The sequence below is a fragment of the Chryseobacterium sp. LJ668 genome, assembly GCF_019613955.1.
Taxonomy (GTDB): domain Bacteria; phylum Bacteroidota; class Bacteroidia; order Flavobacteriales; family Weeksellaceae; genus Chryseobacterium.
The window spans coordinates 1,411,609-1,427,766 of sequence record NZ_CP080443.1 but is presented as its reverse complement, the minus strand read 5'-3'; the positions used below and the strand labels follow the sequence as shown (position 1 = coordinate 1,427,766).

14 protein-coding genes are annotated in these 16,158 nt (G+C 34.1%); 11 read left to right on the top strand and 3 right to left on the bottom strand.

Annotated elements, in window-relative coordinates; genetic code table 11:
* Nucleotides 1-92: 92 nt before the first annotated feature.
* From K0U91_RS06710 to K0U91_RS06670, 9 genes are all read left to right on the top strand, one after another.
* Nucleotides 93-1,154: a site-specific integrase gene (locus K0U91_RS06710; RefSeq protein WP_220178859.1), complete on the top strand. Its 1,062-nt coding sequence runs from the start codon at nucleotides 93-95 to the stop codon at nucleotides 1,152-1,154.
* Between the two features lie 107 nt (nucleotides 1,155-1,261).
* Nucleotides 1,262-1,534: a helix-turn-helix domain-containing protein gene (locus K0U91_RS06705; protein ID WP_220178858.1), complete on the top strand. Its 273-nt coding sequence runs from the start codon at nucleotides 1,262-1,264 to the stop codon at nucleotides 1,532-1,534.
* A complete protein-coding gene (locus tag K0U91_RS06700; protein WP_220178857.1) occupies nucleotides 1,531-1,875 on the top strand; it encodes a hypothetical protein in 345 nt (114 codons plus the stop codon). Before K0U91_RS06705 ends, K0U91_RS06700 begins: the two co-directional genes overlap by 4 nt.
* A gap of 80 nt (nucleotides 1,876-1,955) precedes the next feature.
* On the top strand, nucleotides 1,956-2,837 hold the full coding sequence (locus tag K0U91_RS06695) for a hypothetical protein (protein ID WP_220178856.1): 882 nt from the start codon (nucleotides 1,956-1,958) through the stop codon (nucleotides 2,835-2,837).
* Nucleotides 2,838-3,895: 1,058 nt separating this feature from the next.
* Nucleotides 3,896-4,987, top strand: a complete 1,092-nt coding sequence (locus K0U91_RS06690; RefSeq protein WP_220178855.1) for a sensor histidine kinase — start codon at nucleotides 3,896-3,898, stop codon at nucleotides 4,985-4,987.
* A 371-nt stretch (nucleotides 4,988-5,358) separates the two neighbouring features.
* Nucleotides 5,359-8,055: a PAS domain-containing protein gene (locus tag K0U91_RS06685; protein WP_220178854.1), complete on the top strand. Its 2,697-nt coding sequence runs from the start codon at nucleotides 5,359-5,361 to the stop codon at nucleotides 8,053-8,055.
* A 705-nt stretch (nucleotides 8,056-8,760) separates the two neighbouring features.
* Nucleotides 8,761-9,402, top strand: a complete 642-nt coding sequence (locus tag K0U91_RS06680; RefSeq protein WP_220178853.1) for a hypothetical protein — start codon at nucleotides 8,761-8,763, stop codon at nucleotides 9,400-9,402.
* Nucleotides 9,403-9,757: 355 nt separating this feature from the next.
* Entirely contained in the window at nucleotides 9,758-10,453 is a 696-nt protein-coding gene (locus tag K0U91_RS06675) for a hypothetical protein (RefSeq protein ID WP_220178852.1), read from the top strand.
* A gap of 12 nt (nucleotides 10,454-10,465) precedes the next feature.
* A complete protein-coding gene (locus K0U91_RS06670; RefSeq protein ID WP_220178851.1) occupies nucleotides 10,466-10,951 on the top strand; it encodes a lipocalin family protein in 486 nt (161 codons plus the stop codon).
* A gap of 299 nt (nucleotides 10,952-11,250) precedes the next feature.
* Here K0U91_RS06670 and K0U91_RS06665 read toward each other — a convergent pair whose 3' ends face one another.
* Both K0U91_RS06665 and K0U91_RS06660 read right to left on the bottom strand, forming a co-directional pair.
* Nucleotides 11,251-11,898, bottom strand: coding sequence for a hydrolase (locus K0U91_RS06665; protein ID WP_219970186.1), 648 nt, complete (start codon nucleotides 11,896-11,898; stop codon nucleotides 11,251-11,253).
* 252 nt (nucleotides 11,899-12,150) lie between these two features.
* Nucleotides 12,151-12,729, bottom strand: a complete 579-nt coding sequence (locus tag K0U91_RS06660; protein WP_220178850.1) for a Crp/Fnr family transcriptional regulator — start codon at nucleotides 12,727-12,729, stop codon at nucleotides 12,151-12,153.
* A gap of 630 nt (nucleotides 12,730-13,359) precedes the next feature.
* Between K0U91_RS06660 and K0U91_RS06655 the strand changes: the two genes are divergently transcribed.
* The gene (locus tag K0U91_RS06655; protein WP_220178849.1) at nucleotides 13,360-13,956 is read left to right on the top strand and encodes a Crp/Fnr family transcriptional regulator; all 597 of its coding nucleotides are present in this window, start codon (nucleotides 13,360-13,362) and stop codon (nucleotides 13,954-13,956) included.
* Between the two features lie 232 nt (nucleotides 13,957-14,188).
* Here the strand turns inward: K0U91_RS06655 and K0U91_RS06650 are convergent, their stop codons facing one another.
* On the bottom strand, nucleotides 14,189-14,950 hold the full coding sequence (locus K0U91_RS06650; protein WP_220178848.1) for an XRE family transcriptional regulator: 762 nt from the start codon (nucleotides 14,948-14,950) through the stop codon (nucleotides 14,189-14,191).
* A gap of 61 nt (nucleotides 14,951-15,011) precedes the next feature.
* On the opposite strand from K0U91_RS06650, the gene dinB reads away from it, so the two are divergent.
* Nucleotides 15,012-16,154, top strand: coding sequence for a DNA polymerase IV (gene dinB, locus K0U91_RS06645; RefSeq protein ID WP_220178847.1), 1,143 nt, complete (start codon nucleotides 15,012-15,014; stop codon nucleotides 16,152-16,154).
* The last annotated feature ends 4 nt before the right edge of the window (nucleotides 16,155-16,158 follow it).

The following is a 16,158-nucleotide window of genomic DNA, read 5'->3' as shown; positions in this document are numbered from 1 at the left end:
ACTTTTTATTATCTTTTGTTACTCTTTTTTTTCATATTTTTACTGCATATTTACTGCACGCCACGCAGATCATCTTTTAATCTTGAAAAAATATGAGCGTAACTTTATGTAAAAGAAAGCTTCCGAGCGGAAACATTCAGTTTTATCTCGCGATCTACTCCCCAACCGAAGGTAAAAAAAATGAAACCCTTTTTACTGTTAAGCCGGAAAATCTCAAAGAAAAAAAGCTAATCGCTGAATCTATAAGGAATCAACGAGAGCTTGAAATATTGTCAAATGATACTATTTTCAAACCTAAGCATCTGGACAAGATCTCTCTCTTCGACTATATAGATAATTATATCGAAACATATGATAAAGCTGATATTAGGATGATAAAAAGTGCATCCAATAAATTAAAAGAATTTATAAAAAACCCTAATTTTAAAATTAAAGATTTAACAGAAACGCATTTTTTAAAGTTTGGTCACTTTCTTAATAATGACCCAAAGCTTAAAGGTGATAGCCCCCACTCTTACTGGAAAAGGTTTAAAAAGATAATTACACAGGCAAATAGAGATAAACTCATTGACGAATCTGTTTATAGAAAAGTTCACTTTAAAAAACGAGGTGATCTAAGTGATACAATGCTTACCAAGCAAGTTCTTACGGAAGAAGAACTGCAAACACTTTTTGAAACAGAATGCGGAAACAATGAAATAAAAAGAGCTTTTCTATTTGCATGTTATTCAGGATTAGGCTACGCAGAAATCAAAACATTTAGTTGGAAGCACCATGTTACTAATGATAGGCTTATTATTAAGCGTATAAAAACAGGAACCGAAATAAACATTGCTCTTAGCAAAAAAGCATTAAGTTTACTCGGTACACCAAATTCCACAGATGAAAAAATTTTCGATATAACTTTCCAAGGGAAGCACATATCCGAAACAAGTATCAATAAAACCCTTAGCAATTGGCTAAAAAAAGCCCGCATTGATAAGCACATTACATTTTATTGCGGGCGTCATACATTTGCGACAAGACTTTTGATAAAAGGGGCAGATTTAAAGACTGTTTCACAGTGTCTTGGTCATAAGTCTATACAAAATACTGTAAAATATCTTAATTACGTGAATTCAATAAAAGATGCCGCGACTTCGAATTTAGATTAGTTATCAAATACATAAACCTCTCATTTATAGCGATATAACATTTAATACTGCAGTTTATGTTAATAAAAAAAGAAAACATTGCGTAAAAAAGTGAGTAATTTTACACAATGACAGATATAACAGATATGATAAATCTCGAGTTTTTACGGAATATAATGACTGTGAAACAGCTATCACTTTACACAGGATTATCTGAAAAGCATATTTACAAACTAATATTTAATAGGAAAATACCGCACTATAAGCCCGGAGGTAAAGTTATTTACTTTAAAAAAGAAGACGTTGATGATTATTTATTTAAAAACAGAATCAGCTCTAACGATGAAATTGAAACGGAAGCATCGAAGTTTTTACTTAAAAAGAAAAATTTAAGAAGATGATTGCAATTCCTGCATCTTTGATCGATCACGGAATACAAGAAATTTACAAAGCTCACAAATTTGCAAAAGATTTGGAGCATACCGTAAATAGGCTTCCAGATATCGAAACTTCTTTCAAATTTTCTGTAAAGTTACATTTTTCACCAACTTCATACCTCATTGCGAAGTATGCCTTACTAAAAAACGAAGCTTTGGTGGATTACAGTAAACAAAAAGTTACCACGTGTAATGTGGCAACTGCTATAATGTATTTGCTGAAAAAAAACCTTAGAGAAGTACTTCGTAGCCATTCCCTTAATCGTCATAGGACACGACCATTCAATACAGGCTTTACATTTTAAACTAAAAGGCTATTCTACTAGCCTACTAAATTACATTAATTCTTTTCGACAATTATTTTGTCGAAGACAAATATACCTATATGGCTGATTACATAAAGATTTGCTTAATGAACATTAAGCTAATAGACTTGATATGGAGTAATCCTAAATTAACAAAATTAACAGAGTATTCATACGGTGTCGAAGAAACTGGAGAATGGAAAACTATTTTTACAAAAATGTACAAAAATATGATGTTTAAAAAGTTTGAAAACAGGCTCGAAATTTCCGGCAGCTTACATTACCTTAAAAATGATGGTGTTCACAATTGTGATGACTTCACACCTTTGGACTGTATTAACACAATTATTTCCTTCTGCAATTTATTCGGCATTACCCCAGAGCTTTGTAAAATTACAGCACTAGAATTTGGTTTAAATATTGAGCTCCCAATGAATATTAAGGATTTTCTTAGCCACCTACGATTTTTGGGGAGGAAACAATTTAGAAGAGATAAAGTTTATGATGATGCATATTTTGTAGGAACATCATATTTCGGCTTAAAAATTTATAATAAATCAATCCAGTTTCCAAAGTTCACACCTCCTAATCTGTTGCGTATAGAATGGACGACTAAAGAATCAAAATTTTTGAACAGTAATAAAATATTTACATTAGACGACCTACTAAACCCTGAAACCTACATAAAATGCTCCGAGATTATCCTTAAGAAATGGAATGATTTAATAATTTTTGATTCACTTAAATCAGGAAAAGAATACTTCTATACTGAATTCTGGCTTAATATCTTGGACAACAGCTGTAGAGAAACTTTTAGTAGAAAGAAAAAAAGATATTATCAGTTGCTTGGACGTAATAGTATACATTCTAAAACATTCAGGCAAATATTGAAAAAGGTGCAAGATTTCAATCATGTTACGTTTTCCACAGTTTTATCTAACCTGAACTATGTTCAGCTCTAATTTTATTAAATTTTAATCTAACAAATTCCAACTTATGTAAAAATGGAGGGATATAGAAGTCGAGGGCATGAAAATATGTTTACGGCGAACAATGATAAAAATCCAGCTTCTACATTATAATTCGAACGTCAATAGAATTTACCGTTAATGGTTCGAAGTTATAACAGTAGGAAGATAGATGTTCATTTACAAAATACTTTTAAATAGTATGGCGTGACCATACAGTAACATGCGCATACGACTGCATGAGAATTACATTTTTATTATATAGCTGGTAGTTAAAGCGGGAGGTGCGTTAAATAATATAAGTAAGAGATTTAATTATCATGTTAAGAAAACTTATAGCTACGATGCCTTCTAGTAATACTTGCATACTTTAAAACGTCACTAAACTAAAGATTTAGTTTTATACATGTGAAAACAGTGTGGATTTGTAGAACTCATGCTGATCGGCTTAGCCCGTATAGAAATATTTTTTTCTATACGGGGGGGTATTAGAAATTTATTTTTTCTCCTGATTTCTTTAAGGTTCGTTTCGTTTCCAAGTAGAAAACGAAACTACTAAACAGATCCACAGCGCACACGGCAAGCCCCTAGATAAATCGACTTTCATTTTTGAAATGAAGCCAAGCAAATCGAAGGGGGGCGGGCTAAAGTGGATTTTCAATTTGGTTGATTTTTATTGTACTATGTATATATATACTTAACCTAACAACTCTCCACTCTCGATTTTTACCGAACAAAAATTTTAGCGTTAATTAATAATAACGCACCATTATACCACGCAAATCCACGGCAATTGTGGTGAATTTGCTTTACTACACGATGAATCGCAAGGAAGTGGGGAATGTCGTATCGTAGGTTATTGCTGCTTAGCAGGAAGATAGGGTCTTTTACAAAGATAAAGTTATGGTCTCTGCTAACTAGCAACACTGTGAGAAATTGAGCTATAAGTATAGTGCTGGTTTTTAAATCACTGCATTAATCTCATTGGAATTATATAACATCACCTTAATTTTGTACTTTAGTAATGTAAACGCCAAATACCAACTTTTCCTATGCAGAATAAAAGTCAACAAATAGTCTCATTAATCGAACTCAATGAAGAGCTGGAAAACTATTTTAGCAATACGATCATCCCCCAGCTTTTCGTAGATGCCAATTTGATACTACGAAAATTTACCCCTCCGGCGATGAAGCATTTTAACCTGAAAAATGAGTTTATCGGAAAGCCACTGGAAGAAGTAGAAGAAAATTTTCGTTACCACTCGATCATTGATAATATCAAAGTAGTTATTGCTACAAGGAAAATTTTAGAAAAGGAGATACAGACAACGGATCTTCGCTGGTATCAGATGAACATTCTGCCTTATATCGTTCGTAAAGAAAATAAAATGAATGGTGTTATTATCACTTTTGTTGACATCACCTCCCGCATACGTGATCTGAAAGAGCAGGAAAGTATGATTACTGAACACGAACTGTTACTCGATACCGTTGCCCATGATTTAAAAAATCCTATTCATGGAATTGGGATGGTAACTGAGCTTCTGCGAAGATTGCAGGAAAAGAAAAACATGGAAAAACTTCCGGTATTACTTAATAATATAGAGAATAGTTTGGAATCTATGAAGAAAGTAATTAGTGATTTGATGGATTCCCGTTGGAAGGAACATAGCAAAGTGGCAGCAGAAGAATTGATTGACTTGGAGAGTATACTGGAAGATGTAAGGTTAACCCTTGCCCCACAAATTCAGGAATCAAAAGCCGTTATTAATGTGAACCTCGAATGCTCAGAAGTCACATTTGTCAGACGAAAGCTTCGCAGTATTGTCTATAATCTGGTGAGTAATGCAATCAAATATACAAGCACAGACCATAATCCTGAAATTACGATCACAAGTGTCAGAGAAAAAGAATATACTGTATTTAGTGTTGCTGATAAGGGAATAGGCATGAACGAAGAGGAATGCAAACTTATTTTTGAGAAGTTCCAAAGGGTAAAGAATACGAATGAAGGTTCTGGCGTTGGTTTATACTTAGTAAAAACAATGGTCGATGCAGCAGGGGGCAGAATTGAATTGGAAAGCGAACCGGGGAAAGGCTCTATTTTTAAGATATTTATAAAGATGGGGTCGTCATCAATTTAGATATATTCAGTCGTTTACAGGAACTATTTCAAAAGTATGCAGCGTATTTGATCTAGACCGTCCCGTGATTATGCGTTGCCGGCAATTAAAGATGTCAGTTTTAAATAAATCTTCAGTTGATATACTGTAGATATTTTTTTTGAAAACGGAACCGAGCAAACCGGGGGCGCGTGTTAAAATGTTTTTAAAATACCTGACTTTTTTATGGTATCTATATACAGATAGTGACTAACACTAGATGACTAAGTCTTCTCAACAAGTCCCAATTAGGTTAGTTTGCAAATATTCATTTTAAAAAAAACGCATCATTTTCCATAACAAACCAATCAAATTAATATGTATCTTTATCTTATATTAGCATTTTTTTAGGAATGAAATTTACTGATACCCCGCTTCTAAGCACCATTATCGAATCATCACCTTTTGGAATATGCATTGTTAATACTGATCTTTTGACAGTTGAGATGCTTAATAACAGATACGTCGAAATTTATGGCGAATCTACAGAATTTCTTCTCGGAGAATCCGTGGATTATCTTATTGCGAAAGGACATCATTTAGATAAGAAAATTGTATCTGATGTAATTCTCTATAAAAAAACGATTAAAACTGCTCCTGTCTATTTAAATTTTGTTCCGTTAAAAGATCAGCAGGGAGTAAATATCTCAGTAATTTATTCGCCCGTTTTAAATAATGAGGGAGAGATAAAAAAAGTTGCTATCTGGATTGTTGAAAATGATTTTGCTTCAGTCGATGTTCAAAATGGAAATGTAGAAAAAGCAGCTATTGACTTAGAAAATGAGCATGCCAATTCTTTATTAAAGGAAATACCTTCTGCGTTTGCTATATTATCAGGAAAGGATCTCATATTCGAGTTTATTAATTCAACCTATCAGAATTTAGTGCCAGGAAGAGAACTGTTAGGAAAACCTTTCTTGGAAGCATTGCCCGAGTTAGTCGGATCAGATCTTGAGCGCTCGCTTAAGAAAGTTTATACTGAAGGTATTGCCTTAAATTTCAGTGATGACCTTGTGCCACTATCCAATACGGAATTGGATGCACTGGAACAACGTTATTTTACGTACCGACTAATACCACGTTTTAATAACGAAAAAATAGTTGACGGTATTTTTATATTCACGTCTGAAGTTACACATGCGATTGACGATAAGGTGAATCTGGAACGTACGAGTAATAATTTAAACCAAATCATCAATATGCTTCCTGCATCTGTTGTAATTATCAGGTATGATAACCTGATCGTTGAGATGATTAATGATGCTAATCTGGCATATTGGAAAAAGACCAGAGATGAAGTTATTGGAAAACCTTTCCTTGAAATTTTACCTGATCTCTCTGATCAGCCATTTGCCGGTCAATTACGAAGAGTGATGGAGACCGGTGAGATTATTGACGTGAAGGAAAGTCCTGTTCTATTTATCGAATCAGATGGTACGGTTAGAGAAACCTTTGTAGATTATACATATCAACCTTTAACAGGAGTGGACGGAAAGCGGGATGGTGTACTTGTAATGTCATTTGAAATTACAGATCGAGTACTCGCCCAAAGACAATTGGAGCAATCTGCCAATATGATATCGCAGGCTAATGATCAATTATCTATTTTGATCAATAAATTGTCAAAGAGTGAATCACGATTTAAGCTTGTATTTCAGAAAGCTCCTGTTGCCATTGGTTTATTAAGAGGGAAAGATTTCATTATCGAATCTGCTAACAAAAAGATTCTAGAGGTTTGGGGTAAGACAGAAAATATCGTTGGTCTGACATTAGCGGAAGCTCTTCCCGAGATAAAAGATCAGCCGTTTATCGCTTTTTTGGACAAAGTATATGCTACAGGAAAGCCATTTTATGCTAATGAAATAAAGGCAATGTTAATGCATGATGATGAGCTTAAAGAATTATTTTTTAATGTTGTTTACCAACCCATCGCAAATGCTGAAGGAAATATTGCCGATATTTTAGTAGTTGCTGCTGATGTTACAGAACAGGTTAAAGCACGTCTAATAGTAGAAAAAAGTGAAGCTTATTTTAAAATGCTCGCTGATTTAGTACCTGCAAAAATCTCTAATGCGCTCCCAACCGGTGAGGTGACATTTTTCAATAAAAGGTGGCTGGAATTTGCGGGGATGAGTTTTGAAGACCTTCGTGATTTTGGATATTATCAAATGATGCATCCTGACGAAATCTCTAAATTTCACAAAGGTTTAGCAGATGCATCTTCTAGTAAAACTGCTTATGTATCTGAAATGCGTTTTAAAAACACAGATGGAGAATATATTTGGCATTTGAATATAGCTACTCCTATTTTCGATGAGCAAGGCAATCTTACAATGTGGATCGGATCAACCACTGATATTCAATGGTTGAAGGAAGAAGAACAGCGAAAAAATGATTTTATTGGAATGGTTTCGCATGAGCTTAAAACACCGCTAACTTCCGTCAACACATATTTGCAGCTGCTACTTCGGAAAGCAGAAAAAACGGATGACGAATTTTTAAAGAGAGCTTATATACAATCGCTGAAACAGATTAAGCATATGACTGATATGATTAACGGTTTTCTTGACGTGTCACGATTAGAATCTGCAAAATTACAAATAGAGAAATCAGAGTTCGACTTTTCTGAACTCATTGAAGAAGTATGTATCGATTATAAATTGCTTTATTCAACCCATCATTTTATTTTTTTACCAGCTGAATCTATTATTGTAAATGCAGATCGTCTCAAAATAGCACAGGTAATGAATAATTTAGTCGGTAATGCTGTTAAATATTCTGAAAATGGTACTGATGTAATAATTTCTTATGAAACTTTTGAAGACCGAATTCGAGTTATTGTTAAAGATCAGGGAATGGGAATAAAAGCTGAAAATCTAAAGAAGCTTTTTGAACAATACTATAGAGTTAAAAATAACAGCCAGATTGCAGGCTTTGGGATAGGACTTTATTTGAGTGCTGAAATTGTTAAGGCACATGGAGGTACAATGTGGGCTACGAGTGAATTTGGAAAAGGATCTGTTTTATATTTTGAATTACCTCTTCTATAGCAATTTAATAAACTTTTATGCATACTAACCACTAATATTGCTGCCACTTTTATTATTTCATTCCTACATTTAGCAGGAGCTTAAATCCCTTACCAGTATAATTATTATTTGTATATTTAGCCGCACAAATTATCTATACTCTAATTTGTTTAGAAGATGGTAACAGCTTTTGCTGTTACCATTTTATTTTAACACAACTAGACTATCAGAATATATCATCATGGTTGCCTTTTTCCAGATATATTCTAGTAATATTTGAATTAGTAGTACTCTATTAAATTAAGCAAAAGTAGATTTTTGTACATGCTGTTTATCTTTATATTATGAAAAATAGAAAAATCTGTATGTGTTATCCATCATTAATGGTAGTGTTTTGCTTTTGCATCTTAATTAGCACATGTTATCTTGTGTATAGAGTTATAGAATTGAATACTTCTTTTACGTGGTTATTTCCCGCCTTCCATCTTTTAATTACGACCGTATCAATTTCGTATGAATATTATTTAGGTAAATTTTGTGAACCGATGAAAGAACCAAATCACAAGTAAATGATGAGCACCAGATATAAATGATTTTCGTGTTCAAAGATGAAACCGCAAAAGCCGACAGGAGAGCGTGTAAAAAGTAATTTAACTACCATTTTTTTGATCAGTAATCAGGATTACTAAAAAATTTTTATATTTACTATGAGCGAAACTTTAACCGATGGCTCTAACAAAATTAAACGATGTTGCTTTTTATGAAGCAGGACACGCCCTTCTCAGTTACCTATTCAGTGATATTATCGAAATACACCATGTTACAATCGATCCTGAGTACAGTAAAACTTTCGACATACATTCAGACGGTGGGGTGCTATTTAAACACCTAATAAATCCAGAAAATCTTAATCAGTTTGAAATAGATTTGCTATGCCTATCATTCTTAGCCGGACTTGCTGCGGATTTAATCAATGAGCATAATGGTACAGTTTCCGAAAACTTTTTTTACAGTCCAGAGTTCTCACGCAAAATACAGCATCATAACTACCAAGGTGATATGATTATACACTCAAATTTTTTCAACCAAATAGAGGATCAAGTAAAGATTCCCCGGTCTGAATACAATTATTTATCTCTAAAACTCCTACTTACAATTTTTTCCGATGAAAAGATTCAGGAGGATCTCATCAATTTAAGAAACCTACTTGAAAAATCAAAAACGCTCGAAGGTAAAACATTAAGATCTTATTTGGATGGCTCGTACATCATTTTGGAAAGCGAAAATCTGGAAAGATATAAGAGAGAACCGAAAGAAATTATTTTATTAACGGGGGACACTATTGCCTTCTTAACATCTGCTTCTTAATGGAGCCAAATTCTGATCATCGAAATCTAATAGTTTTTCTACTATATCTCAATGATAGAAACATTTTCTTTTAAAAAAATAAAATAATAGTGCGTTTTTATGTTTTAAGAGTGTTAAATTTACATCCTAAAATTTATCGAAAAATAACGAAGCGTTAGTTTCATTCTGCAAGGAGAAATCTGGTACATTTCAAATAATACTGCGGAACGAGTTAATGCCCTCGCCTGTAATGGCGTGGGCTACACTTGTTTGTAGTATTAGGTTAACCAGAACCTCTCCTTGCAAATTAAGCTGTAGTTCCACGCTTTTTGCATTCTAATAATGGCATTGGGACTGTGCCTGAAAACAGATATCTATGACATCTTTACTTCCTGAAAATGTTGATGAACATTATCATGTGATAGAGAAACTATTAAACGACTTTCTTTTTGATAGTTTTGAAATACCTTCAACCGAAGAGAAAAAGCTTCCTTTAGATAAAGAATTTTATAATCTATATTTAAAGTGTGGACAAGGTGAAGAAATATTGCATCCAGAACTTGCAGTAGCCTTTTACGAAAATAAGATCATAAAATTTTTGCAGCTGCATTTAGATAACAGCGAAATTTTAAACTTAACCAAGTGTTACAATGAAAGCTATGCGAAGATAATAATCCACAGCTTGAATGAGATTCAGAAAAAATCATATTCCTTTGGATTACAATATTCACCGCAGGATTTGTCTGATCAAGAACTTCATAATTTACTTTTCGCAAGAAGATTTGTTCCAATTAATATTTTCACTTACTTATCAAACTTATTTGCGGATTTATTTTATGCTATAAAATATTATGGTGGACGTAAATCGATAGATAAATCTAATTACGACATAATGGTTAAGCACTATACACTCAATTACGAAGTACCAACAATCGTGTCTAAAGCCAATCGAGGTATTTTTAATCACGCAAGGTCAGGAGATATTTTTTCTTCTGATTATGACATCTCAATCTATCAAGAGTGGATTAAGTCAATAGCTCAGAAGCAAATCTATAAAGTCATAAATACATAAACAATCTTTTACATGAAAAAAACAATTTTTATTCTCAGCCTTATAACGGCTTCAGTTTTTAATTTCTCTTGCAGCAGCAATGATGATAACACTCCGGAAGAAACACCAGGTGCTAATGCGTTAATCGGAGACTGGAAAATATCGAAATATCTCTTCATCAATAACCTAAATGGTCAGCAGATAGGTTCTGCAAATCCTGATTGTTCCGGCAAAAATTTATATCAATTGAAGGCAAACAATTTCCTGAACATTAGGATGTATAAAAGTACGCAGAATGGCGCGTGTTTAGATACGCCGACTAATGATGATGGTCAATGGACTTACAATTCAGGTTCTAAAATGATCACATTTTACGGTGATGCTGATTATAAGGTGAAATCGGTTAGCAATACGCAATTAGAGATAGAGAGTTTTGATGAAGGCTACGTGGATTATTTTGATAAAGATTACAATAATGATGGTGTCATAGATAAAGTTGTAACCGTTCTAACAAAATAAAACTGTTGGAATACTTGTAAAATGCCCACGATATTATTGCGGGTATTTTTTCTAAAATCCTTTACCGAAGATCATCACTGAACATAAACCTTATCCTTGAGTTTAATATCGCACAACTGCTAAACTTTACAGTAGAATCTAAGTAAAAAGCAACTATTCGACAATAATAAAAACTACGTATTACGATAATTGGAGATAAGTATTAAATTGATTAACCCTTTTGGTGGAAAGCGTCAAAATAACTATTATTTATAAAGAAACAAAAAGGAGCCTTCAATGAAGAAGGCTCCTTTTTGTTTTTACTTTTTTTCTGCGGTGTCATTTGAAAACTGAATACCTGCGTTGCCACCAGTTTCAATGTATAGCTTTATGAAGCCTGTAACAGTTTCTGTCCTGCTCCAATCTCTCTGTAATTCGCAAAACAATTGTGCCGTGCTGATAGATACTGCACCTGCTTGTTCCATGCGTCGGATTGCCGCATCATGGGCAACCACCGAAGTGCCGCCAACAGCATCTACTGGCACATAAACTTCAAAGCCTTCTTTCAAGGCATCCAAAGCTGGAAATGCAAGGCAAACCTCCGTCCATAATGCGGCAATAATTAGCTTCTTTCTGCCTGTTGCCCTTACAGCTTCTACAAATTCTTTGTCTTCCCACGCATTAACGCCAGTTCTGTCGATAGGTGTAATACCTTCCAAACGCTTTTGCAACTGGGGAATTATTGGTTTATTTAGTCCTGTCGCTACATTTACAGAGGATACTACGATAGGCATCCCATATAATTTAGCCGCTTCTACCGTACCACATATGTTGTTCACTAATGTTTGTCTGTCCATCGAACCAATAGAATTAACTTGTGGTGGTTGGTAATCAATTACGATCAATAGCGCATTTTCTGCTGTAAGCAAATGATCTTTTTCTTTGTCACGAATTGGTAAACTGCTCATAGATATTTAATTTAAGTTAATGATGAGACAAGGAATTGCTTGACTATACCTTTTCAAGTGACGACATTTGTAATTAGCTATCTATAACTAAAAATATAATTGAACAACTAAGATGTCATGAATTGAAACAATAAGTCAATAACCCTTGGATCTCTCTTTACAAAATTCAACCATATCCCTTAAAATAAAAATGACATATAACTAAAAAAAAAGTAGATGTAGATCTACTTTTTAACAACTGTGGTCTTATTCTTACCTCATAAGCTTACCCTTTATGCGGCTTAGAGTATCTTTCGTCATGCCTAAATACGATGCTATTTGTTGCTGGGGAAATCGTTCTGCCAACTCCGGATAACAATCAAGAAAAGTTGTGTAGCGTTTTTCGGCCGTTGAACTTATAGTTGATGTAATTCTCCTTTGGCTGGCAATATTATTCCTGTCGTCCATCATTTTCTTAGTAGCAGCAAAAGCAGGAAAACGTTGAACCAACTCTAACAAATTAGCGTGTGACATCAGTAATAATTCTGTATCTTCCCAAGCATCGATGTTGTAAATAGATGGTTTGGACAAAGTCCAACTTTCACGGTCTCCGACCCACCAGTCTTCGACAGCCAATTGTAAAATATGCTCAGATCCCTTTTCATCAAGGGTATACTGACGCATTGCACCACTCAAAATGAAGCCAAAATATTTACATACTTCACCTTCTTGTAAAAAGTATTGCTTTTTTCGTAGTCGTTTAGGGATAAAGTACTTTTTAACAAGTTCGAAATCTTGCTCTGAAATCCCTTCTGTCGAATGACTATTTATGTAGTCAAATAATTTTTTCATTTTTTTCTCCTCACGATAAAATTACGCATTTTTTGGATATTGAGAAAATCTGAGTTTTACATCTGCTTACTCTAAAACAAAACCCTATCTAATGTGGTTGCAGGTAAGGGAATCTTTAGTTGCACTTAAATCGTGCTGCAGCCCCTTCTGAATCAGAGCTGATGTAAACAAATTAAACTATTAGTTATCTAACTTATTTAATCGTTTTTTGAGACATTCTTTCTGCTAATTTAACTTAATGTCGATTATAAATTACAGTAAACTGATTGTGAAAACCGTACCTACTAATTTACGAAACTATCAGAAAAAACGGTCGATATTAATAATTAATATTATGATTCGAAATATTACGTTATGTCTAATTTATTATTGTATCTTTCTAAAATACTTATTGTTAACGATTTAATATCTCGTCTCCGATCTAACTAAGGAGCAATGGCAATCTTTAGAAGCGAAGTCGTCTCGTACATAAAAATGCAAGAGACAATACACCTGATCTTCATGACACGCTTTATACTTTCTCTTTAAATTGTTGCCATAAAAATTTGGTAACATACAGGATGACGATGTTCGTACTCCGCTGAACATCGTATACGGCAATATTCCTACACCAACCATAAAAATTATATTATGTCTATCAAAGAAGAACTTCTGCACTCCATGGGAGCGACAGAAGAAGATTATAACCCCGGAGATTATATCTTCCGTGAGAGCGGCAGCCCGCAGTTCTACTATCAGGTAGTAAAAGGCGATGTGAAACTAAACAATTATAACACTGACGGAAAAGAATTCATTCAAAACATTTTAACCAATGAAGATGCAGTAGGAGAATCGATGCTTTTTACGGAAAAGCCATATCCTATAAATGCTATTGCTTTGACTAAATGTACCATCATGAAGGTTTGCAAAACTACTCTATTTTCTTATTTAGCTTTACATCCTGACATTTACATCGAAGTCTGTAAATCTCTTTCAGAGCGACTATACAGAAAGTTTGTTTTAATGCAAAAAATATCAAGTCATAATGCGGCCGAGAGATTAAAGGAAGTCATAGAAATGATGAAGAAAGAACAGGAAAATCAAGAACGGTATACATTTGAAGTTCCCCTTACAAGACAACAATTGGCTTCACTTACGGGTCTGTGCATAGAAACAACCATCAGAACAATCAAAAAGATGGAGCGAGATAAAATACTTCATATCAAAAACCGTAAGATAATGTTTTAAAGTAGAACCTTATTTTGGGTAGCTATATTAGAATTTCAATTTCTTGCCACATGATTTCATCACAACTATTAGATAAATTTTATAGTCGCACTGATATAGCTTGATTTTAGCATGAATTCATAAACTAAACTAAATTATATTATTGAAAGATCATTTAGTATCCCTTTGCAAATGACTATTTTTCTTTGTGACAGAACTACTGCGGAAATTGAAATTAGAGATAGTAATAGATTTATGAATATGTTTTTAAGTATTTAATTCCTGCATTAATTTCTTCGAACATATTTTTCACTGTCTGAAATTCAAAATTTTCAACGGTCAGCTCTTTAGTATTAATGCTTGCAGCAAACTGCCAAATTTCTCTAACCTCTGCCCATTCAATTTCATACGGTTCGTAAAATTGATTGTCTGATTTTACAAAGTTTCCTTTATCGTTTTGAGCTGAATAACGCTTGTAAACGATTCCATCCTTTGTAACAAAAATGTAAGTATTTCCCTTCTTTAAATCATCCCGGCTTTCAATGTATTTCCCAACGAAATATGTCCCGTCATTATACGGTGGCATCGAATCACCTTCAGCGGGAAACGCCCGGAATTTCCCATTTCTCAAAAACGGAAGTGAAATATGTTGAAGAGCTTCGATAAATTCAGGATCATCGTAACCATTTACATAGCCCATTTTCGCTTTCTGAGTTACCAATTCAATTTTATTCTCTCCTGTCTTGTCAACCTTGATTGGAAGGACAATCCTGTTTTCCGGTAGTTTAACAATATCATCAAGCGGATATTTCTGTATATCAATAGCAACCAGCAAATCAATACTCACTTTATGGTATTTAGAGATCCGCAAAAGGATTTCAATGGGCGGTTCAGATCGACCGTCCTCATACTTAGCATACCGCTCTCTTGTAATTAAAAGTTCTTCTGCTGTTTTTGCTTGAGAGAGATTTTTCTGACCCCTTAGAAACCTGATGTTATCTGAAAAAATTGACATTGGTATAATTTATACCAGCAAATATAACTATTTTGAGATAATTAGTATCTAATTTTGACAAATGAATCGCTCGATTGTACATATGGACTTAGACACTTTTTTTGTGTCATGTGAAAGACTGAAGAACTCAGAACTTGAGAATAAGCCTGTAATTATCGGCGGTGGAGATCGTGGTGTAGTAGCATCCTGTTCTTACGAAACGAGATACTTTGGGGTTAGAAGCGCAATGCCTATTAAGATGGCTTTAAGATTATGTCCGGAAGCAAGGGTGATCAAAGGGGACATGGAAATGTATTCGAATATGTCTCATATGGTAACTGATGTTATTCAGGAGCGAGTGCCCGTTTTAGAGAAAGCTAGCATTGACGAATTTTACATTGACCTCTCTGGAATGGATCAGTTTTTTGGATGTTACAAATGGACGACTGAGATTGCTGAAGCCGTTAAAAAAAACACCGGTTTACCAATCAGCTTTGCCTTGTCAGCAAACAAAACTGTTTCAAAAATAGGGACAGGCGAATCAAAGCCTACAGGAAGATTCGAGATCAAAGAACAGAACATTCAATCATTTTTAAATCCTCTTTCCGTTAAGAAGATTCCAATGGTCGGTAATGTAACGTACCAACTTTTATCAAGATTAGGAGTTAGGACAATAGAGACTTTATCCGCAATGCCTGTTGATGTCTTGCATAGGCTCATCGGAAAAAGCGGAAGTGATCTATGGAAGAAAGCTAATGGCATTGATGATACGCCTGTTGTTCAGTATTCAGAGAGAAAATCGATTTCTACTGAAGACACATTTTCTCAGGACACCATAGATATTGTTAATGTGAGAAGTATATTGTCCGGCATGGTAGAAAAATTATGCTACCAACTGAGAGCAGAAAAATGGCTTACGTCAGTGATTGTCGTGAAGATCAGGTACAGTAATTTCGATACCGAAACGAAGCAGTGCAAAATTCCGTACACATCAGCAGATCATTCAATTTTGAAATATGTACTTGAGCTTTTTAGGAAACTATATACAAGACGAATAAGAATTCGGTTGATAGGAGTTAAGTTTACCGGACTGGTTCACGGTTGTCATCAAATGAATCTGTTCGAAGATACTGAAGAATTGATCTCATTGTATCAGACAATGGACAATATCAAAAACAGGTTCGGCACTGCTAGTGTCGGTCGGGCTTCAGGATTACTAAAATAAATTT